Genomic DNA, 22,725 nt, shown 5'->3' with positions numbered 1-22,725 from the left:
CAAGCGGATCCAAGCTCGGAGGTTGGAGGTAGGTCGGTGAATCAATTGGACACCCGGCTCGCCAAGCTCGCCCGGAGCGGGGATCGAGCGGCTTTTGCCGAATTGGTGGAGCTGTACAAGGATAAAATTTACCATCTCGCCTATCGGATGCTGCATAACCGTCATGAGGCGGAGGAGATCGTGCAGGAGACGTTTTTGCGGGTGTACACGAATTTGGACCGTTACGACGAGCAGCAGAAGTTCTCGACATGGATATACCGGATCGGGACAAACCTGTGCATTGACCGGCTTCGCAAGCGGAAGATCAACTATTCGCTGGATGCCGAGATGAGCGACGGGGAAGGCAGCGACTGGTATTCCGCCCTGCCGAGCCGCGAAGAAACGCCGGACAACCAGGTGGTGCTGTCGGAGACGCAGGAGCAGATTCGCGAATCGATCAAGACGCTGCCGGAGAAGTACCGGGCGGTCGTGATTTTGCGCTATCTCCAGGACTTGTCGCTTCAAGAGATTAGCGATGTGCTATCCATGCCGGTGACGACGATCAAAACCAGATTGCACCGGGGCAGGGAATTTTTGCGTAAAAAATTAGAGTCAGTTTTATAGTTGTTTTTTTGAAACATCTCTTGGCTTCGAACGTATTGTATGACACAACCTGATTTAATGGACAGAAGAAAGGAGTGGCTCAGGATGAATTGTGAGGAAGCCCTCCCTTTGCTGCATGAATATTTGGACGGGAGCTTGGAAGGAAGGGAAGCGGCGGCGCTCAAAGAGCATTTGCTTGTTTGCCCGGAATGCCGCAAGCGACTGCAGCAGTTTGAGAAAGTGGAAGCGCTGATTCATGCTTGGCCGCCGCAGAAGGTTCCTGAAGGCCTGACGGAGCGGGTCATGCAGGCGCTGCCACCGGTCAAGCGGCAAAATCCATGGTACCGGTGGATCCGTAAGCGTCCGGCGGCCTCGGTGGCGGCGGTCTTTTTTCTTGTGATGCTGTCGACCTTCGTCTCCTCATGGAACGATGATCGCGAATTGCTCGTGAAGGGAAATGACCTGCAGTCGGTCGTAATTAAAGGCGATACGGTCTATGTGCCGGCAGGCAGCAAAGTGGCAGGAGATTTAACGGTAGAGAACGGAAAGCTGCAGGTGGACGGCGACATCGTGGGCAACATTACGGTGATTGACGGATCGGTTCAGCTGGCATCTACGGCGCATATTTCCGGGCATATTCAACAAATCGACGAAGCCTTCAGCTGGCTTTGGTACAAAATGAATCAGTGGGCTGGAACCATTTCGGGAATGAAATAGGCCAAGCGGCCCAATTTTTTAAAATCCTCCCTTACGCGTGGTAGAAAGGGAGGGTTTTTTGTTGCAAATATGGTATGATCTAAGGAAGGGGAACACTACAGGGGAACCGATATGACGGAGGCAGGCTTGGGGGCAACGCGATGGATTGGATTACGGAAATCGATATCAAAGATATTGTCGATATATTGATCGTCAGCTATGTGATTTACAAATTGATTTTGGTGGTCCGGGGAACCCGGGCGATCCAATTGCTCAAAGGTATTTTGGTCGTTGTCGTCACCTGGGCGCTCAGCTCGTGGTTTCAGCTGAATACGCTGCAGTGGATGATGAACCAAATGTTCACCTTCGGGCTCGTCGGAGTCATCATCATCTTCCAGCCGGAGCTGCGGCGGGCGCTGGAGCAGCTTGGCCGCGGCAAGCTGTTCAGCCGGACGAACGTCGAGGAAGATACGGAAGTGAACCGCCGGATCAACGAGGTGCTGAAGGCCGTGACCTATATGGCGCGGCGCAAAATCGGAGCGTTGATCGTCTTCGAGCGGGATACGGGACTTACCGACTATATCGAATCAGGCATCGCCATCGAATCGCATATCAGCTCGGAGCTGCTGATTAACATCTTCGTGCCGAACACGCCGCTTCATGACGGAGCGGTTATTTTGAGAAAGCACCAGCTGATGGCGGCCGGCTGTTATTTGCCGCTGTCCGAAAATCCTTTTATCAGCAAGGAGCTGGGGACAAGGCACCGGGCGGCCATCGGCATGAGCGAGGTGTCGGATGCGATGTGCGTTATTGTGTCTGAGGAGACGGGAGCTGTCTCGCTCGCGATGAACGGTCATATTTTGCGAGACGTGAAAGAGGATGCCTTGTTGGCCAAGCTGTTCGAGGAATTGAAGCCGAAAGCGAAGACGAAGGAAAAACGCTCCATTTGGAAATGGAGGCGAAGCTAGAATGGATCAATGGCTGCGCAACACGAACGTCGTGAAGGTTATTGCACTGATTATAGGAATCATGCTGTGGGCGGTCGTCCGTTCGGACAATACTCCGATCAAGGGAACGACCGGAACAGGGATTTTGGAGGAAAAAATCGGGAATGTCGCGGTGACGCCGAAGTATGATACGGACCAATTTTATGTCGTGCAGATCGATCCTGCTCAAGTGACGCTGAGCCTATCCGGCAGGGATTCCGCCCTGAAAAAGGTCATGAACTCGGGGACCTATTCGGTGGAGCTGGATTTGACCAAGGTAGGTAAAGGGGAGTATCTGCTCCCGGTCACTCCGGTAGGCTTTCCGACGAATGTGACGGTTAAGGCAACGCCGGCTAACGTCCGGGTCGTGATCGACGATAAGAAAAATAAATCGATGCCGGTCACCGTCAATGTGACGGGAATCCCTGCCGTCGGGCTGAAAGCCGGGCAGCCGGTCGCGAAGCCGAAGCAGGTCACCGTATCCGTCCCAAGCCGCATCTACGATGAAGTGGAATCGGTTCGCGCGGACGTGAATGTAGAGAAGGCGCAATCGCCGGTTTCCAGCAAGGTGAAACTGGTGGCCTATGACAAGGACGGCAAGCCGATAGAGACTGCCGTGATCAATCCGGCGGTGGTCGAGGTCGAAGTGCCTATCACCAGCCCGTTCACGCTCGTGCCGCTTCAGGTAAAGCTCGTGGGCGAACCGCCTCGGGGCTACGCCGTCGCTTCCGTCCGGCAGAGCACGGATAAAGTCACGGTATTCGGCCCGCAGAACGTGCTGGATCGGTTGGAATTTTACGAAGGACCTCAAGTGGATCTGAGCGAGCTGAAAGAGAATAAGGAGTTCACCCTGCCTATTCCGCCGCGAAATAACGTCAAGCAGCTTGATCCGGATAAAGTGACGGTGAACGTCACGATCGTGCCGTCGGTAACGAAAACGCTGGAGGCGATCCCGCTGTCGATCATCGGGCAAAACGACGGATTTGATACGAAAGTCGTGCTTCCGGAGTCGGGACAGCTGAATTTGACCGTCGAAGGAGCCCAAGAGCTGATTGACAAGCTGAAGCCGCAGGACGTTCAGGGGATCCTCGATGTGAGCAATTTGCCGCCCGGCAAGCATGAGGTGCCGGTGACGTGGAATTTGCCGACGTTCGTGAAGAAGGGGCCGCAGCAGGATTTCAAAGCGACGGTAGAGATCAGCGCGAAGCCCGGCAAGCAGCCGGAAACGCCGCCTGCGACCCCGCCTGCCGCGCCCTAGGACGGGCAACATTTGACCGTTTGAGGCGAATCGGTAATAATGAGAATAGTTTGTTGACATAAGGCATTGGCAAGGGGGAGAGAGATTCGATGGGAAAATATTTTGGTACGGACGGGGTCCGCGGAGTTGCGAACCAAGGGTTAACCCCGGAACTCGCATATAAGATCGGCCGCTGCGGCGGCTATGTTTTGGCAGGTAAAGTGGAAAAGCCGAATGTCGTGATCGGCCGCGATACGCGGGTCTCCGGTCCGATGCTGGAGGCGGCGCTGGTCGCAGGTCTGCTGTCTATCGGCGCCAATGTAATCCGGTTGGGCGTGCTGAGCACACCCGGCGTGGCTTATTTGACACGCGAGCTAAAGGCGGACGCCGGTGTGATGATTTCGGCCAGCCACAATCCGGTGGAGGACAACGGAATCAAGTTTTTTGGCGCGGACGGCTTTAAGCTGTCCGATGAAACGGAGCTTGAGATCGAGCGGCTGATGGATGCCGAGAATGACGAGCTGCCGCGGCCGACCGGCGGAGCTATCGGCAATGTGATCGACAATGAAGAAGCAAAATTCCAATATTTGAAATATATTCAATCGACCGTCACCTCTTCGTTCAAGGGTTACCGTATTGCATTGGATTGCGCCAACGGCGCGGCTTACGAGCTGGCGCCCAAAGTGTTCGAAGCGCTCGGCGCGGAAGTGATTACGATAGGTGCGGAGCCGAACGGACGCAACATCAACGACCATTGCGGCTCGACGCATCCCGAAGCGCTGCGGAAGCTGGTGGTGGAGAAGCAGGCGCATATCGGCCTTGCTTTCGACGGAGATGCGGACCGTCTGATTGCGATTGACGAGAACGGTGAAGAGGTGGATGGCGATTTCATCCTGAGCATCTGCGGTCATGCGATGAACCAGGCCGGCAAGCTGCGCGGCTCGACGATCGTGACGACCGTCATGAGCAACATCGGGTTCTTCAAAGGCATCGAAGCGGTAGGTCTGAAGGCGGCGAAGACGGCGGTAGGCGACCGTTACGTGATGGAAGAAATGCGCAAAGGCGGATACAATCTGGGCGGCGAGCAGTCCGGCCATGTCATTTTCCTCGACCACATTACGACAGGGGATGGCATTCTGACGGCGCTGCAGCTTATGGACACGCTGGTGAAAGCCGGAAAAAGCCTAAGCGAGATGAAAGGCATCATGCGCAAATATCCCCAAACGCTCGTCAATGTGCGTGTGGCGGATAAAAGCAAGCTCAACAACAATCCTGCTGTTGAAGCCGTTATTCGTCAAGTCGAAGATGAGCTGGGCGACAATGGCCGGGTATTGGTGCGTCCTTCCGGTACGGAATCGCTGATCCGCGTCATGGCCGAAGGACCGGACAAAGACCGGGTCGAAGCTTATGTACAGCAGATCGCCGATGTGATTCAGCGAGAGCTGGTGTAACCCGGTTAACGGGGAGAAGGAACGTTGCGCGGCCGCTCCCTATGACGCGGAATACGAGGTCCCGGGCGGCCGGAAGGCATCTCGGGATTTTCGCTTCGGGCATGTCGGAAATGAAAACCGATGAAAATAGAGGTTGCGCTTTGGGGCCAAAATGAATAAGATGGGTATAGTATCTTACTCTAAACAGAAAGGTGGGGCGGGGTTACTTAGCAAGACAAGCGCCAGGACTGGATGGCTTATCCGGGGCTGCTTGGTTTTCTGCGCATTCGGTCACAGAGCCTGTTGCCGCGGCAAGCGGTGGACATGGACTCCACTATCTCTTAGACAACGCAGGAATCGGGTATCTCAGGTTGGCATCCAGTTGACGAGGTGAAGGTGTTCGAAACATTCGGCGGGGACCTTCCGGCCATCGATCCAGCCGTATCGTCAAAACTGAAAACGTCCGGGCGACCGGGCCGACAAAGTTTTTGACGGGATCATACGAAATTTTACTTTCTTTGACAATCAGGAGGTCCTGAACATATGTGCGGTATCGTCGGTTATGTGGGAAAACGGAATTCCCAAGATATATTGATTGACGGCTTGAAAAAACTGGAGTACCGCGGGTACGACTCGGCTGGCGTAGCCGTGTATACGACCGATGGTCTGCAGGTGAAAAAGTCGAAAGGCCGTTTGGCCGTATTGGAGTCGAAGCTTGGCGAGAAGCCCCTCAGCGGGACGATCGGGATCGGTCATACGCGCTGGGCGACGCACGGCAAACCGTCGGATGAGAACTCGCATCCGCATACGGATAATTCGTTTAAATTTTCCGTCGTACACAACGGCATTATTGAGAATTACATTTCGCTTAAGGAAGAATTGATCGCGCAAGGTCATGTATTCGTTTCGGAGACGGATACGGAAGTCATTTCCCACTTAATCGCAAGCTTGTACGAAGGCGATATCGTAAAAGCGGTACAGAAGGCCGTTTCGCGCATGAAGGGTGCATTCGCGCTGGGCGTATTGACCGAGCATGAGCCGGATAAGCTTGTTGCGGTTCGTTTGTCGAGCCCGCTCATTATCGGTGTCGGCGAAGGCGAGAACTTCATCGGCTCGGACATTCCGGCAATCCTCGAATATACGCGAAACGTGTATATTTTGAACGACGGCGAGATGGCCGTTTTGACGCGTGACGGTGTCGAATTAATGACATTGGAGGGGAATTTTATTTCCCGGGAATTATTCCATGTCGATTGGGATATCGTGACGGCGGAAAAAGCCGGCTTCGATCATTTCATGCTGAAGGAAATTCATGAGCAGCCGAAGGCTTATCGTGATACGATGGGCGCCCGCTTGGATGAAAGCGGCAAAAAGGTTGCGCTGAGTGAAGTAGGCATGACACCGGAGCAGATCCGCGCCATTCGACAAGTCCACATCGTGGCTTGCGGTACGGCTTATCATGCGGGTCTTGTCGGAAAATCAGTAATCGAGAAGCTGGCACGGATTCCGGTAGAAACGGATGTCGCTTCGGAATACCGCTACCGTGCCCCGATTATTACGCCGGAGACGCTCGTTATCGTCGTGAGCCAATCGGGTGAAACGGCGGACACGTTGGCTGCGCTTCGTGAAGCAAAACGCTGCGGCGCGCGGGTGTTAGCTATAACGAACGTAGTCGGCAGCTCCGTTGCCCGGGAAGCGGACGATGTCATCGTCACGTGGGCGGGCCCGGAGATTGCCGTAGCCTCCACGAAGGCATATACTTCGCAGTTGATCGCTTTTTACCTGCTCGGGCTGTATTTGGCTCAGACGCTTGGTACGGTGGACGAGGCTTACATCGCCGAGGTCGTCGCAGGCCTGCAGGAACTGCCGGAAAAGGTCGAGAGCATTTTAGCTCAAGCCGATACGATCAAGGTGATTGCCGAGCAAGTATCAACGCATGACAATCTGTTCTTCATCGGCCGCGGATTGGATTACGCTGTGGCGTTGGAAGGCTCCTTGAAGCTGAAGGAAATTTCTTACATTCACTCTGAGGCGTACGCTGCTGGTGAGCTTAAGCATGGAACGCTGGCGCTTATCGAGGAAGGCATCCCGGTCATCGCTCTGGCGACCCAGGACGACCTCTTCGAGAAAACCGTCAGCAACATCAAGGAGGTCAAAGCGCGCGGCGCGCACGTATTCGGCATCCATGCCGAAGGTGACGCCGAGCTTGCCAAGGTCGTCGATCATACGTTCGCGATCCCGGCAACACTGCCGCTGCTGACCCCGGCGCTGTCCGTTGTGCCGCTGCAACTGCTCGCGTATTACGCGTCGTTGGCCCGCGGTAACGATGTCGACAAGCCGCGGAACTTGGCGAAGAGCGTGACGGTGGAGTAGTTTGGTGATTAAAAAGTTGTGAACCAGTAAAAAAGTTATGAACCGCTCAGAAAGTCCCGATGAATATTTCATCGGGACTTTCTTTCTTTTTTGGCGTGATACATATCGAAAACACTTAATAGCTGTATCGGAAGGATCAGAAAGCTCAATACAATCAATCAAGCTGATGTCACCAATCTGTCCGACAACCTGACCAGCGGCATAATGCCCCTTGTCGTCCCCTGACGGAAAAGCAATCACATTCTCTTCGGAGGAACGTGGTTGCTTTTCTCCTCTAAATGCGGGTATGATGGACGCAACCAGACTGTGGAAACGGGAAGGGAAAACATGCGAAAGATACTTGGAGCTATACTCGCGATATCCGGCGCGATCTTCCTTTCTTTGGCCGTTATGCAATATGCGGAGCATCGAACGAGCATGAAAAAGGCGATGGCAGAAGCGAACGTTTTAATTCATTCGTCGTACAAAGGAGAGCTTTCCAAAGAGGAACCGTATAAACCGCTGGAAACCGTGGCCGAAACCGTGCCCACCCCAGAGCCTCTGATCGACAGAAAAACGTTCAATCCTAAACCGAACGATGTTATCGGAGTGCTGCAAATCCCGAAGCTGGAAGCCGAGCTTCCTATCATTGAAGGTACGGATGAGGAGATGCTTAAAAAAGGCGTCGGCCATTACAGCACAAGCGTATTTCCTTCGGATGGCGAGCAAATCGTTCTGTCCGGGCATCGGGATACCGTTTTTAGAAATTTCGATAAGCTGGCGATAAGGGACCGTTTTATCGTCAAACTGCCATACGGTACATTTGAGTATGAAATTACCAAAACAGATATCGTAGATAAAGACGATACCACGGTTATTCGTTCCATGGGGACAGAGGCGTTGGTCGTTACGACCTGCTACCCGTTCCGCTTTGTAGGAGACGCACCGGAACGTTATATACTATACGCTTATCCGGTTAAAAGCGATGAGTCCATCTAAATTTTCTGAGTTCGACCAATGCTGCATTTTGCGCCGGTTGTAACGAACATGATTGTTGAAGCCGTCCGAATTCCGATAGGGAGCCGGTCGGCTCTTTGTAGTACTTTTACAAAATGGAAAACCCAATGGTTAAAATTGACACAATCAATGATTTTGGATTATATTCTAATCAAGTTATTCACTTCGCATTTTAAAAGAAAGGAGTTCTCGTTCCATGAAGAAAAAAACTTTAAAGTTTATCTCTTGTGGATACGGATACTCTACTGCCGTTTTTTTCTAGAATTCATTTTACGGGTGAAGTGTGCCTAAAAGTGATGGTTAAAAATGGTAGAAATTACAGAATGCGAGGTAGATTTAAATGGAACAAAAAAAGATCATTAGAAAAAATCCGGCAGGGATGCCCGATCCGGTAGGGAACTACACCCACATTACAAAAATCCCGAGAAACGCCGAGCTTTATGTTACTTCCGGTCAAATCGGCGTAGGTCGAAATGGCAACCTTCCGGATGATATGAACGAACAAATCAAGAATACGTTCGACAACATTAAAACCATTTTACATGCTGAGGAATTAACGGCAGAAAATATTATTAAGATTAACATATGGGCTACCCAAAAAATTGACTGGGATTATCTTTATGCCAAATGGGATGAGTTGTTCGGCGGTCATTATCCAGCAATGACGATTGGCTATATCTCCGAATTAGGGCTGCCGGAAATCAAAATCGAAATTGAACTATGGGCAGCTAAAATCTAAATCAACTCTCTCATCGACCCCCCCACGTAAAAGCCGTGCTTTAACGTGGGATTTTTGTTAAATATTCTTGAACTAGCGGGGAAGAAAGGAGCCGTTGTATGAATTTTAATTTGAAAGAAGCAATTGAGGTTCTGGAGCGCACGCCGCAAACGTTGGAGTATATGTTATCCGGTTTATCGGACGGATGGCTGCAGTGCAATGAAGGCGAAGGTACGTGGAATGTCACGGAAGTGATTGAGCACCTGATGGAGGGAGAGAAAACGAACTGGGTCCCGAGGCTGGAGTTTATTCTTCAGGAAGGCGAAAGCAAACCGTTTCCTCCATTTGACCGTTATACCCACTTGAATGAAAAAGCGGAAAAATCGCTTGAGCAAAAGCTGCATGAATTCAAAACGATAAGAGCCACGAATATAGCCAAGCTTAAGGAGCTTATTGACCCTGAAGCGCATCTCGAATTGACGGGTTTGCATCCTGCATTTGGTGCAGTGAAGCTGAGGGAATTGCTGTCCACATGGGTTGTTCATGATTTAACGCACATGGCTCAGATCGTTCGGGTCATGGCGGAGAGATACCGGGCCGACGTGGGGCCATGGATACAATATTTAGGCATATTAAACAAATAACGACAGCAGGAATGATCGGCTACAGCGGCAGGTTAAAGACTTTCCTTTCGAGTCTTTGACTGCCGCTTTTTACATGGCGCCGTCTGCAGTGGAAAAAAATAAATACCCCTTTTTAGGTATGGAAGCATGGCGGTGTCCGCTTTATTGTTAAGCTTATGAAGTGCGGTATGCGATGTTTGAAGGATTTTTCGATGGAGGGGTCGCCAGAGCTTGAATAGGTCAAATGTTCCATATATGTATATATTGAGCCTGCTTGCGGCCTGTGGGTTCGGGTTGATTGCGCTGGCGGTTAAGGGAGATCGGCTTTCCGCTTTTGATCAAGGCTTCTCGTCCTTTGTCCAGAGCTGGGAGTCTGAGGGATGGACTCGGGTTATGAAAGGGTTTAGTTGGGTGGGGTCCACCATGCCGGTTATTGTGCTTTCGCTTGGGATGATCGTGGTGCTGTATGTTTTTGTGGGCCGGCGGAAGGGGCTTTTTTTATTTCTTGCGGCGATTGGCGGTTCTGCGTTAATCGGAAATGTTTTGAAATCGTTATTCGGTCGCGAGAGACCAAGCGTTCATCGGCTCATGGAGGAGGACGGGTTTTCTTTTCCGAGCTCGTCGTCGGTTACTGCCGTGGCTTTGTATGGCGTGATCGTTTATCTGCTATGGATCCCTCGATTAAGCCGCGCAGGGAAAATCGCGCTCACGGCAGCGGCGATCTTCATGATGGTTTGCGTTGGTCTGAGCCGAATTTATTTGGGCGTACATTACCCGAGCGACGTCATCGGCGGTATGCTGGCCGGCGCCGCTTGGCTGTGGCTGTCTATCGCAGTGTTTAAACATCTCTCTGATTCGCGTGATAAAAATGTGAGATTATCCATGTAGCGACAAAATCGCGCTGCCTATTTAATTAACACCGCTTATGATTTATGGCAGAAAAATGGGGAGAGATCCGGGTGAATAAAAATGGGAAATGCCCTTATTGCTTTTATTAGCATTATAGTTTTGGGGTGTGTGATCTTCTTTAGCGTTTGGTGGGACGGCGGGAGTGTAAGCTTAAAATTCACCAAATGGTTCTTCGGTATTTTTTTCGCAGCGGCGCTGATTGTTGGAGGATGCACCTACTTTATGAGTTAAAGCTATGGAACATTTGAAAAAAAACTATAGCATCGAGAGTAAGACGGAGGTATATTATGGAAGTCATGAAGCGGAATAAGCGATGGATTGCGATGATTCTTGTCTTTGTGCTTACTTTGGGATTGAGTCCCGGCGGGGATGTGCTTGGCGCGGAGTCGCCTGTGTTGGATCAAATGCAGACCAATCATAACGGAAATGTTTTTGCTAACCGTGATTATCCCAGATATCAGACATTTACTCCTGCCATTACCGGTAATCTCAATAAAATTGAAGTCAATGTATTCCAATATTACGCCGGAACCGGGGCACTGCGGTTGAGTATCTATAAAGAAGGCGATCTTGGGACGCCGCTTGCTGCAGCAGAGCTGACGTCGTACAACCCAGGCTGGGTAACGTTCGATTTCTCCGGAGCATCGCCTTACTTGAAAAAAGATACGATGTATCGAATGGTTGCCTCTACGGAAAATGGGGGAAGCAATGCGGGTTTTGGATGGTACGGCACCACCGGCGATTCCTATAAACGAGGCGGCACGATAATACCAGGATATGACTTTTCCTTCAGGACCTACATGATTGCAGACTATTCGATATCCCCGGGAGAGAGCGAGGTTACCAGCGCCCAGCCCACTCTGGCAGCCGATGGTACAAGTCAGACGACGGTTACCGTGAAGTTGAAGGACGCGCAGGGCAATGCTGTGGCGACCGGGGGGGTAGCGGTTGCGATCACCTCGACGTTAGGCGTGATTAGCGCTGTAACCGATAACCAAGACGGGACCTATACGCGACGCTGACCGCTCCGACGACGGTGGGCACTGCAACGGTAAGCGCAACGGTCGGGGGCAGTCCGATCGTCTCAACGGCGAGCGTGCAGTTCGTGCCGGGAGCGCCGTCGACAGCAACGAGTACGGTGGAAGCGGGAAGCGGGTCCTTGACTGCGGACGGGACGAGTCAGACGACGATCACCGTTAGACTCAAGGACGCGCATGGCAACGCTTTGATGACGGGAGGATCGGCGGTTGTGATCACCTCGACGATAGGCACGGTGAGCGCCGTAACGGATCAGCAAAATGGCACGTATACAGCGACGCTAACGGCTCCGACGACGGTGGGCACTGCAACGGTAAGCGCAACGGTCGGCGGCGCTGCGATAGCGTCGAAGGCGAGCGTCCAGTTCGTGTTCGGAGCACCGTCGGCAGCGACGAGCACGGTGGAAGCAGGCGACGATTCCCTGACCGCGGACGGGACGAGTCAGACGACGGTTACCGTCAAGCTGAAAGACACGCACGGTAATGCCTTGACGAGCGGAGGAGCGGCGGTAGCGATCACCTCGACGTTAGGCACGGTTAGCGCTGTAACGGACCAGCAAAATGGCACGTATACAGCGACGCTAACGGCCCCGACGACGATGGGCACTGCAACGGTAAGCGCAACGGTCGGGGGCAGTCCGATCGTCTCAACGGCGAGCGTGCAGTTCGTGCCGGGAGCGCCGTCGATAGCGACGAGCACGGTGGAAGCGGGAAGCGGGTCTTTGACTACGGACGGGACGAGTCAGACGACGGTTACCGTCAAGCTGAAAGACACGCACGGTAATGCCTTGACAAGCGGAGGAGCGGTGGTTGTAATCGCCTCGACGATGGGCACGGTCGGCACTGTAACGGATCAGCAAAACGGCACGTATACAGCGACGCTGACCGCTCCGACGACGGTGGGCACTGCAACGGTAAGCGCAACGGTCGGGGGCAGTCCGATCGTCTCAACGGCGAGCGTGCAGTTCGTGCCGGGAGCACCGTCGACAGCGACGAGCACGGTGGAAGCGGGCGACGCTTCCTTAACTGCCGACGGAACAAGTCAGACGACGGTTACCGTTAGACTCAAGGACGCGCATGGCAACGCTTTGATGACGGGAGGAGCGGCGGTTGCCATCGCCTCGACGTTAGGCACGGTTAGCGCTGTAACGGATCATCGAAATGGCACCTATACGGCGACGCTGACGGCTCCGACGACGGCGGGCACCGCAACGATAAGCGCGAAGGTCGGTGGCGCTGCGATTGCCCAAACCGCCAGCGTGAAGTTTGTTCCCGGTCAGGTGAGCGCATCCCGTTCTACCGTTACTGCAAGCGATCTCGTCGTCCGAGCGGATGGTCACAGCAGATCTTCCATCTTCGTAAAGCTCAAGGACGATTACGATCATCCGCTCGCGGGAAAACGGGTGACGCTTCAAGCGAAAGGCGGACAATCGGTGATCCATCAGGTGTACGGATGGACCGGTCCGGAGGGGGTGGCTACTTTCGCGGTGAGCAATACGGCGGCAGAGAACGTGACTTATGTCGCCAAGGAAGAAACAAGCGGTCTAGCGCTGGACCAGACCGTTAGCATTACGTTCACGTACGACCAGCCGCCGAATATCAGGCTGCAAGCGGAGCCTATGGCTCCAACCTTCGGGAGCGTGACGGTTACCGTATCGGCATCGGTATACGGCGAGTTTAATCGTGTATCCTCGATCAAGTGGGCAGCGGGAAATCATCCAGTCTCGTATTTTGACAAGCAGGGCACGGAAATTACGGACCAGCGTTTTACGGTACAAGAAAACGGGATTTATTCGGTCTATGTGGCAGACACAGCCGGCAATGCGAACGTCAGCCTGATCGAGGTGAAGAACATCGTTCCTCTGAGCGGCAATGCGAATTTGACCGGCTGGCAGCTTACCGGCTTGGGAGAAGCTGTGAAATTCGATTTTAACCCGGGGATCACAACCTATACGATAGATGTAAGTCATGCGGTGTATGGTTTGAAAATGAAGCTGATCCCCTCGGACGTCTATTCCGACGTTTATGTGAACGGATTGCAGGTAACCGCGAGCGAGACCCGCGAATATTCCCTTGAGACCGGGAAAAATACGTTTGAGGCCAAGGTCAAGGCGCAGGACGGTACGGTTCAAACGTATCTGCTCAACGTCATTCGTTCGGCTGCAAGCTCTGAATCCGGTTCGGATTCCGATTCGGGGTCCGGCTCGACGGATACTTCGAGTACCGCAGGCTCACCGAGCCCGCCAGCGCCACACCATACGCTGCCGATTTGGATCAACGGTCAAAAGGTGTCGGGGATTGCCTCATTCGAAGTCGATGCCAACGGAACGAGGTCTGTCGAAGTACTATTGGATGCGGATACGCTGAAGAAGGTACTTGATTCGCTATCCGCTGCGACGAGCATAAATCTGGCGATTTCCATTGAGGATGAGGCGGGCAAAGTAACGCTGCGGCTTCCGGGCAAGGCTGTCAAACTCCTCGCCGGGAAGGCGGATACTCTTGCTTTGAAAACCAGGCAGGGCCAATATCGCATGCCTGTGGATGAATTAACGCGTCAGGAGTCCGATTGGACGATCGATGCGGAAGCTCGGCTGACGATTGAGCTTGGCAAGGGCAAAGCGATACCGGGACTTCAAGAGGCCGCGACTAAGGGCGGTTTCCAGTTGGCCGCTGACCCGGTTCATTTTACCGTTCAAGTAGTGCGTCATGGCGAGAAACGCGAGATTTCCGGTTTCAGCCGTTATGTGGAAAGGGTTCTTTACTTGCCTAAGGACTTTGCCGGCAAGGCTTCAACGGTCGTCGTTTGGGACGGGAAGCTCGGTGCGCGTCCGGTGCCGACGAAATTTACCAAAGTAGACGGGCAACAGGCCGCCGTCATCCATAGTCTCACGAACAGCGTTTATGTACCGGTAGTCAAAACGTCCAAATTAACGGATATTCAGGGGCACTGGGCGGCTGCCGAAATAGGCAGCATGAACAGCCGAATGATCGTCGATGGCGCAGATGATAGCCGATTCGCTCCCGAAGCGGATATTACCCGGGCCGAGCTCGCCGCTTTGCTTGCAAGAGCGATGGGCCTGCCGGAAGCAGGAGATCGAGCAGGCTTCCGGGACGTAAGCGAAACGAGCTGGTACAGCGGGGTCGCAGCGGCCGTGAAGGCATACGGTATCATGGATGGCTTCGAGGACGGCGCATTCGGCCCCGACCGGAAGGTATCGCGGCAAGAAGCGATCGTGACGATCGTTCGGGCGCTGCGGCTGGCCGATGCCGACCCGGCAGCAGGCTATGTCGGGGCGCAAGCGGATCTGACCGTTTATGCCGACCGCGGTCAGATTGGCGGCTGGGCGAACGAGGCGATGCGGACCGCCATTCACACGGGATTGGTGAATGGGTATGGAGAGGAGCTGCGGCCGCAGAAGCCATTAACTCGTGCCGAGACGGCCGTGCTCATTTACCGGATGCTGCTGAAAGCGGGATTCATTGATGGATAAGCAGGAGGAAGAGACGGGTCGACATGGCCCGTCTCTTTTATTGCGCTTGGAAGCATGGCGTTCCACCTGTCTATCGACAGTCGAAGGGTTGACTTGCTTCTCTGATGGTTTCTAAAATAAGTTTATCAAGGAGTGCACTAGGGGTGTCGGACATGAATCCTAATCTGGAATTCCAAGTGATAGGCATTGTGAGCGAAGACAGCCGTATGAGGCTGTACCGGGGGATTCTCTCAGATTACGATCCGTTGAACCCTGTACTTGTCCGAACGGCCATAAGCGAAGAAGGCGCTGCTGCCGAGCAAGGCATGCTTCGCCGTGAATTCGAGATCACCGAAAATTTACAGTTGGAAGGTATCGTGAAGCCGATTGCTTTGCGGAAATTCGGGAGCTCGCTCGCTCTTGTGCTCGCGGACGACGGGCGAACCTCCTTAAGGGAGTACTTGAGCAGGAGCGGCGGCCTCGATCAAGACACCTTTGTTCAACTGGCCGGCGCAATCGCCGCACGCGTCAGGGAGCTTCATCGCCGCAGTATTCTCCATCTGGATCTGCGGCCGGACCATATTTTGATTCATCCGGGTACGCTGGACGTGTCGTTGACGGGCTTTGGCCATGCTCAACGCATGGGTACGGACAAGCCGCTTCGTCAAGAGGATTTGCCCATTTATATAGACCGGCTCCCTTACACTTCCCCCGAAAATACCGGCAGAATGCAGCGGCAGATTGACGAACGAAGCGATCTGTATTGTTTGGGGATCGTATTTTACGAGATGCTGACAGGGCAATTGCCGTATAAGGCGACAGAGCCGCTGGAGTGGATTCATGCCCATTTGGCGCAATCGCCGCTGCCTCTCATCCATCCGGGTCAGCCCGTGGATTCCAAGGTTGTCTCTATCGTGATGAAGCTGTTGGAAAAAAACGCAGAAAACCGCTACCCCCATTGCGATGCGTTAATAGCCGATTTGAACAAAATCGGAGACATGTACGAGCCGTTCAGGATGAAAGCCGCGCTGTATGGCAGGGAAGACGAGATTTCGCTGCTGTCCCAAGCCTTCCAATCGACCTGCTGCGGAGCAACGGAAATCGTCTATGTTTCGGGTCCGGCGGGCATAGGAAAAACGAGTCTTTTGGAGGAAGTGTTCCTTCGGCAGAAAACGCATCTGCGGGGGGCGTTCTATATCACGGGGAAGTTCGAACAAATTTCCAAGGAAAGCCCGTATTACCCGATTATCCAGGCTTTTCGCGGTCTGCTGCGCCATCTGCTCGGAGAAAGCTCGGAGCAGGTCGAAGCATGGAGAAATAAGCTTCGCGACGCCTTAAGCTCAAACGAAGCCATCATTGCCGCGATCATTCCCGAAGTCAAGCTGCTGATTGGCGAGTTCGCGGTTGTCGAAGAGCTGCCTCCGGATGAAGCCAAGAAGCGGTTTATTCATGCCTTTCGCAAATTCGTTCAAGCTCTGGCCTCGAAGGAGCATCCGCTCGTCCTGTTTATCGACGACTTGCAGTGGGCCGATATCTCGTCTCTGCAATTGGTTCATTCGCTTCTGTGCGACCCGGAAAGCCAGTATTTGATGTTTGTCGGCGCCTATCGCGACACAGACCCGGAGCCGAAGAAGCTTCCGGGGTATGAGGAGGACGGAAGCGTTACCGAAGAGGTCATGGTCCGTCATATCCCTCTGCGCGCGTTGACCTTGGAACAGGTGAATCCTATTGTCGTGGATGCCTTAAACTGCGATGCCGATGAAGCGCTGCCTCTCACCGAAGTGCTGTACCACAAGTCCGGAGGCAACCCGTTTCATCTCAAGCAAATGTTTCAACGCTTTCAAGATGACAGGCTCTTGAGCTATCGTCGTGAGGACCGGCGTTGGCATTGGAACCTGGGGCAGATTCTGGAGCGGCAGCCGTTCTTTACGGTTCATGAGCTGATGAAGCATAAGCTGCTTCGGCTCTCCGGCGAGGCTCAGGAGCTGCTCCGAATTGCGGCATGCACGGGCAGCGAGTTTCATGCCGCTTTGATTGCCAAGGTTTCGGGGCGGCCGGTGGAGACCGTTGTATCGATTTTGTCATCGGCCCTTGATGAAGGCTTAATTGCGTCGTCAGGTTCCGACCGCTATCGGTTTCTGCACGACAACTTCCAGAAAATGTTATATAACCGGATGGATGACGAAACGCGGCAGCGCACGCATCTTTCAATCGGCAGATGGATGAGACAGCTGAACGGCGAGCAGTCCGAAGATTTTTTCACGGCTGTCCACCACCTCAATATAGGTTCGGGAGTCATCGAGGACCGGCAAGAACGGATTGGGCTGATGGAGATGAATCTCGCTGCCGGGAAGCGGGCAAAGATATCGACAGCCTTCGATATCGCGTTGGTTTTTTTTCGAAAAGGGACTGCACTGCTAAGCGCCGGTGATTGGGACCGGCATTATGCGTTGTGCTTCGAGCTGTATGCGGAGCGTGCCGAATGCGAGTATTTGTGCGGGAACCACGAGGAGACGGAACAACTGGTCGACCGCTTGCTGCTCCAAGCGCGCAATCCCATCGAACGGGCCAGAGCATGGATGATCCGGATTACGCAATGCATTAACTTAGGCAAGTATCAAGAAGCTACCGTTCTGGGCTTGCAGGGGTTGAAGGAGTTCCAAATCGACATCGCGCCCGCCCCTTCGAAGTCCGCCATTTTTTCGGAGGTTTTGCGGGTAGAGCTGCGGGTTCGGCGCGATTATAACCGGCTTGCCTTCCTGCCGGAGATGACGGATAAAAACCGGATCGCTGCTATCCATATGATTTTTGCGATCCTGGCATCTACTTTTTTTACCAATAAGAACGTGTTTTTTCTGCTCGTATGCCAAGCGATTCAATTGTCGTTGAAGTACGGAAATACGCCCGTCTCTGCCGCTGTCTACTCGGTGTACGGCATGTTTCTGGGGATTGCGCTGGGAAAATACGCGAAGGGCTACGAGCTGGCCAAGGTCGGCCTGGAGCTGTCCGAGCGCTGCAATGTGACTTCGGTCAAAGGGATCACGCATATGATTTTCGGAGGAGTGCTCTGCCAGTTCGTCGGAAGCGCGGACGAAGGGGACGTATACTTGGAGAAAGCACTTCGTTTCGGCATGGAATCGGGCGATTACGTGTATTCGAGCTATTCGATGGGGGCGCATATCAATTCCTTGTATACAAGAGCGCCGCTGGATGTGCTTTCCAAGAAAATTACGGAATATTTGACTGTGCTGGCGGAAACGAAGGATGAGTTTGTGCTGCAAAATTTTCATCTGTATCGTCAATTCATATTGGCGCTGCAAGGGGAAACGGCGGAGCCTTGTTCTTTTAATGATAACGATTTTGAGGAAGAACGGTTCCTGGAGCATATTTATTCCGAGGAGACCTTCTCGACCACTTTGTTTCAATACAACACGTACAAGACGCAATTATGCTACTTCCATGGCAGGTATGACGAAGCCGCGCAGTGGGCGCGGCAAGCGGAGAAATTTGCCGCGTACGCCACCCATCTGCCTCATCTGCCGGAATGTCTGTTCTATGAAGCGCTTGCGCTGTTGTCCGACCCCGGCATGCTTCAAGGCGGAAATAACAAGGTGAAACGTGTAAAACAAATTGTCCGCCGATTTAAAATCTGGGTCAAATGGAGTCCGGATAATTTCCTGTCGAAGCTGTATTTAATTGAAGCCGAATGGGCCAAAGTTGCACAACGGTACGCGGCAGCCGAGGCGATGTATGACAAAGCGGTTCGGGAAGCCAAGGAGCGAGGGAATATCCAGATGGAGAGCGTGGCCTATGAATTGGCGGCCAATTATTACGCAAGCCAGGGGAGAGCGAAGATCGCCTTCTTTTATTTGCAGGCTGCCATGGAAGGATATAAGCAGTGGGGGATACGTGTAAAAGCCCGGCCGTTGGAAGAGCGGCTTCACTCGCTGCGCGGTTCCGGGACGGCCGAGAGCTTGCCGCCTAACGAGCAAAGCAGTGATACGGAAGCGGAATCAGCAGCGCTTGACGACGGCATCCGCCAAGAGGCGCATGCTGCGGAGCGAATGGATCTGGTCGCCATTCTCAAAGCGACACAGGCCATCGCGGACAAAATGGATCTGGAAGCAGTTCTGGTGGAAATTATGGGCACCTTGATGAACTATGCCGGGGCGCAAAAAGGCGCGCTGCTTATGGAATCCCAGGGCGAGCTGTATGTCCGGGTCTATGCCGATGACGAGGTGAACGTTTTCGGCGCGCTTACGCCGTTGGAGGACAACGAGCTATTGCCCAGCGGCTTGGCGCGTTATGTCTCCAGAACGAAAGAGTCAGTCCATTATACCGGGACGGAAGACAGCTGGCTGCTTCACAATCCGTACCTGCTGAAGCATCGGCCCCAAGCTGCATTATGCATCCCGGTGACCGTACACGGGGCGTCGGTTGGAGTGCTTTATTTGGAAAATACCTTTGTGGCGGGCGTGTTTTCGCCGGAACGGGTTCGTATCTTCCATGCCATGGCCGCACAAAGCTTATATATTTGCGAGCTAATGCGGTCGCTGGGCCAATATGACAACGGGCCGCAGGACGGGAAGGGGCGTCAAAGAACGCCGAACGCGATGGAGGAGCCTCTGACGGAGCGTGAGATGGAGGTGCTCGCTTTACTCGCCACGGGATTGTCGAATAAAGAGATTGCGGAGCGGCTGGTTGTGGCGGTCGGTACGGTGAAGGTTCATGTGAAAAATATTTTTACGAAGCTGAAGGTCAACCGGCGGACCAAAGCGATCGCTCAGGCGAAGGAGCTTCAATTGCTCGATTGAATCAGCTTCATTGCCGGACAGAGGGAAAACAAAAATGCTGAATTTGGAGGCAGGGTAGGGTATGAACCATTGTCATTTGCTCGATATCGAGTTTGCATACGGCGGACAAAAGCAAACGATTACCCCGGTGCTGCTTCAGGACGAAGACGAGGTCATTCTCGTCGACTGCGGGTATCCGGATTTTGTGCCGCTTCTTGAACAAGCGGTCGTCCGCTGCGGCTTTCGCCTGGGTTCGATCACCAAGCTGATTGTGACGCATCACGATATGGATCATATGGGGCCGCTGGCCGCACTGAAGCGGGCTTTCCCGCATATGGAGATTATCGCGCATGAGCTGGAAGCGCCGTATGTCGAAGGAAAGAAGAAGTCGCTCAGGCTGGAGCAAGCCGAATCGACGTTCGACGCCTTGCCGTCAGAAGCGAAGCCGCAAGCGGAGCAGTTTATTCGCTTTCTGCAGTCGATCGAGCCGGTTGCCGTCGATCGGACGGTCGCCGATCGGGAGCGGCTGCCATGGTGCGGCGGGATCGAGATCGTGCACACGCCCGGTCATATGCCCGGGCATATTTCGCTGTATTTTCCCGCGAGCCGGACGCTGATCGCCGGGGACGCCGTCGTCATCGAGCAGGGGAAGCTGGACATCGCGAATCCGCAATTTACGTTGGATTTAGAGGAGGCCGTCCGTTCCGTGCGGCGTCTGCTTGATTACAACGTGGAACGGCTTATTTGTTATCATGGCGGATGCTTCCACGGCGATGTGAAGAAGGCGCTGCGGCAGCTCGTTCACGAATATACGTCTTAGCGGGGCCATGCGCCCCGGACTTTCTCCACTATGACATAGCTGGAAGATTAAGGCTTGCAGGACCGTGCCAAATAAGCTATAGTAATGGTTAGATAATCTAACTATCGTAAAAGCTACCGCGAAAGGTGATCGCATGGCAAGAAAAACGGTGAATGAATCTACAGCGGATCAACAGCTGCCCGCGTTGGGCATCGGACCCTATTTGGAGCTTATGGACAAAACGGCAGCTCAGGACGCGGACCGCAAATCGTCCCGCATGGGATTGTTAATGCTATGGCTTAGCGATAACATCCTGGACGTTATGGATGTCGAGTTAGCTCCTTATGGCATTACCGAGAGCAAGCTGGATATGCTGTTGCTGCTTAGGCTGCATGAAGGCAGAGAGCTCGTCACGCCTTCCGCCATCGCAGACCGGCTTGGAATCCGCCGGGCTTCCGTCACGGCTCTATTGGATTGGCTGGGGAAACGGGGTTGGGTTTCCCGCGAACAAAGCGCCAAGGATCGCCGCATGATTCATGTCGGCATCACGCCGGAAGGCCGAGCCTTGGTGGATCAAGTACTGCCGGCCTTTTGGTCGACGTGCGCTTCGCTGCTTGACGGTCTGGATAGCGAGGAACGCAAGGTGTTCGAGAAGATTTTGGAGAAGCTTCATCAGAATATCGAGACAAGGGTGGGGGTAGGCAGATAATTTTTTTTAGAATAATAGTTAGATTATCTTACTACTTACTGGAATACAAGACCTTGTATGATATGCAGTTTCCGCAAACGGGCATCGAGACGGCTTGATCTTAATTTATTCGAAATTTGAAAGAGGTGCTTTATGTTGCAATTGGCGAATTCATCCCTTCCTAAGCGGAACTATTCTTTAATGACGGCGGTGCTGTGCTGGGCCGGTATGGCGGTAATGTCCAGCCTGTATGTCACGATTCCTCTGATCTCCCTCTTTGCCGAGCTGTTCGGCGTCACCCCTACGCAGGCGGCGGCTGCGGGAAGCGTGTTTTCCCTTGGCTTTGCGATTGGCTGCCTGATCTATGGAGCGCTATCGGACAAATACGGCCGTAAAAAAGTAATCGTTATCGGACTCATGGCGTTGACGGTCGTCTCCTTGCTGCTCGGCGTGGCCGACAGCTTCTTCTGGATTCTTGTGCTGAGGGGCTTGCAAGGCGCTGCGGCAGCCACGTTCTCGCCGGTAGCCCTTGCTTATGCGGTGGAAATGTTCCCCGCCGAAAAACGGGTGACAACGATCGGGTTTATCAGCACGGGCTTCCTGGTTGCCGGAATCGCAGGGCAGGTCGTCAGCGGGTTCATCAGCCAGCAATATGGGTGGAACGCGGTATTTTATGTGCTCGCCGGTGCTTATGCCGTGACTGCGCTGCTGGTTGCCCGGCTCCTGCCGAAAGGAGAAATTCAGCAAGCGCACGCTAGTATATGGGGACCTTTGAAGCAAATCGGCAGCGTATTTTCGCAAAAAAATCTTCTTCTCAGCTATGCCGTCGCGTTGGTGCTGCTCATGTCGTTTGTCAGCATGTACACGGTGTTAGGCAGCTACTTGAGCGGACCGGACTTCGGGCTGACCAAGCAGGAAATTCTATATGTGCGTTCCATCGGCGTGATCGGCATGCTGCTGTCTCCTTTATCCGGACGCTTATCCAAACGGTTCGGCGTACGTGCGGTGCTGCGCGGTGGTCTGCTGCTGGCGATGGCAGGGCTCGCTTCGTTGGGGTTAATGTCCAGCCTGTTTCTGCTGATTATGCTGAGTCTGGTTTTTGTGGCGGGTATTGCGATCGCCGTTCCGGCGCTGGTTTCGCTCGTCGGGCAATTGGGAGGGAAATCGCGCGGGATTGCGGTTTCGGTCTACACGTTTATTTTATTTGCCGGAACAAGCCTGGGGCCGATCCTCTCCATTCGTTTTATGGAAAGCGGCAGCTATGTGCTGACCTTTGTGCTGCTGGCGCTCATACTTGGTATCGGCTTGCTGGCTGCATTGCTGATTCGCCGGGAGACGCCTGAGGAACAGGCGGGAAATATTTCCCGATCCGGTCATAACGGTTGACG

General features: G+C 53.5%; 16 protein-coding genes. All 16 read left to right on the top strand.

From position 1 onward, the window contains the following. The first annotated feature begins 36 nt into the window (after positions 1 to 36). On the top strand, positions 37 to 603 hold the full coding sequence (sigW, locus tag PEH01S_RS05105; RefSeq protein WP_025844850.1) for an RNA polymerase sigma factor SigW: 567 nt from the start codon (positions 37 to 39) through the stop codon (positions 601 to 603). 84 nt (positions 604 to 687) lie between these two features. Continuing rightward, positions 688 to 1,299 carry a zf-HC2 domain-containing protein gene (locus tag PEH01S_RS05100; RefSeq protein ID WP_025844848.1) on the top strand — a complete coding sequence of 204 codons (612 nt, stop codon included), beginning with the start codon at positions 688 to 690 and terminating at the stop codon, positions 1,297 to 1,299. A 140-nt stretch (positions 1,300 to 1,439) separates the two neighbouring features. Further along, positions 1,440 to 2,246 (top strand): diadenylate cyclase CdaA, encoded by an 807-nt coding sequence (cdaA, locus tag PEH01S_RS05095; protein ID WP_025844846.1) that lies wholly within the window; start codon positions 1,440 to 1,442, stop codon positions 2,244 to 2,246. Position 2,247: 1 nt separating this feature from the next. Then, positions 2,248 to 3,522, top strand: a complete 1,275-nt coding sequence (locus PEH01S_RS05090) for a CdaR family protein (RefSeq protein WP_025844845.1) — start codon at positions 2,248 to 2,250, stop codon at positions 3,520 to 3,522. 89 nt (positions 3,523 to 3,611) lie between these two features. Continuing rightward, positions 3,612 to 4,952: a phosphoglucosamine mutase gene (glmM, locus tag PEH01S_RS05085; protein ID WP_025844844.1), complete on the top strand. Its 1,341-nt coding sequence runs from the start codon at positions 3,612 to 3,614 to the stop codon at positions 4,950 to 4,952. Positions 4,953 to 5,474: 522 nt separating this feature from the next. Further along, positions 5,475 to 7,304, top strand: a complete 1,830-nt coding sequence (gene glmS / locus PEH01S_RS05080) for a glutamine--fructose-6-phosphate transaminase (isomerizing) (protein WP_127484170.1) — start codon at positions 5,475 to 5,477, stop codon at positions 7,302 to 7,304. Between the two features lie 327 nt (positions 7,305 to 7,631). Continuing rightward, positions 7,632 to 8,282, top strand: a complete 651-nt coding sequence (locus tag PEH01S_RS05075; protein ID WP_127484169.1) for a class D sortase — start codon at positions 7,632 to 7,634, stop codon at positions 8,280 to 8,282. Between the two features lie 358 nt (positions 8,283 to 8,640). After that, positions 8,641 to 9,039: a RidA family protein gene (locus PEH01S_RS05070; RefSeq protein WP_127484168.1), complete on the top strand. Its 399-nt coding sequence runs from the start codon at positions 8,641 to 8,643 to the stop codon at positions 9,037 to 9,039. A 98-nt stretch (positions 9,040 to 9,137) separates the two neighbouring features. Continuing rightward, positions 9,138 to 9,662, top strand: coding sequence for a DinB family protein (locus tag PEH01S_RS05065; RefSeq protein WP_127484167.1), 525 nt, complete (start codon positions 9,138 to 9,140; stop codon positions 9,660 to 9,662). Between the two features lie 402 nt (positions 9,663 to 10,064). Continuing rightward, positions 10,065 to 10,529, top strand: a complete 465-nt coding sequence (locus PEH01S_RS05060) for a phosphatase PAP2 family protein (RefSeq protein WP_164827680.1) — start codon at positions 10,065 to 10,067, stop codon at positions 10,527 to 10,529. Positions 10,530 to 10,837: 308 nt separating this feature from the next. Further along, a complete protein-coding gene (locus PEH01S_RS05055) occupies positions 10,838 to 11,572 on the top strand; it encodes an Ig-like domain-containing protein (protein ID WP_127484165.1) in 735 nt (244 codons plus the stop codon). A gap of 14 nt (positions 11,573 to 11,586) precedes the next feature. Beyond that, positions 11,587 to 15,078 carry an invasin domain 3-containing protein gene (locus PEH01S_RS05050; RefSeq protein ID WP_127484164.1) on the top strand — a complete coding sequence of 1,164 codons (3,492 nt, stop codon included), beginning with the start codon at positions 11,587 to 11,589 and terminating at the stop codon, positions 15,076 to 15,078. Between the two features lie 152 nt (positions 15,079 to 15,230). Beyond that, the gene (locus tag PEH01S_RS05045; protein WP_281281417.1) at positions 15,231 to 19,871 is read left to right on the top strand and encodes a helix-turn-helix transcriptional regulator; all 4,641 of its coding nucleotides are present in this window, start codon (positions 15,231 to 15,233) and stop codon (positions 19,869 to 19,871) included. A gap of 61 nt (positions 19,872 to 19,932) precedes the next feature. Continuing rightward, on the top strand, positions 19,933 to 20,670 hold the full coding sequence (locus PEH01S_RS05040) for an MBL fold metallo-hydrolase (RefSeq protein ID WP_127484162.1): 738 nt from the start codon (positions 19,933 to 19,935) through the stop codon (positions 20,668 to 20,670). Positions 20,671 to 20,803: 133 nt separating this feature from the next. Further along, entirely contained in the window at positions 20,804 to 21,358 is a 555-nt protein-coding gene (locus PEH01S_RS05035) for a MarR family winged helix-turn-helix transcriptional regulator (RefSeq protein ID WP_127484161.1), read from the top strand. A 132-nt stretch (positions 21,359 to 21,490) separates the two neighbouring features. Continuing rightward, positions 21,491 to 22,723 carry an MFS transporter gene (locus PEH01S_RS05030; protein WP_127484160.1) on the top strand — a complete coding sequence of 411 codons (1,233 nt, stop codon included), beginning with the start codon at positions 21,491 to 21,493 and terminating at the stop codon, positions 22,721 to 22,723. The last annotated feature ends 2 nt before the right edge of the window (positions 22,724 to 22,725 follow it).

This window comes from Paenibacillus ehimensis NBRC 15659, assembly GCF_004000785.1.
In the GTDB taxonomy this organism is placed as follows: Bacteria; Bacillota; Bacilli; order Paenibacillales; family NBRC-103111; genus Paenibacillus_G; species Paenibacillus_G ehimensis.
This window is presented reverse-complemented; position numbering and strand designations above follow the sequence as displayed.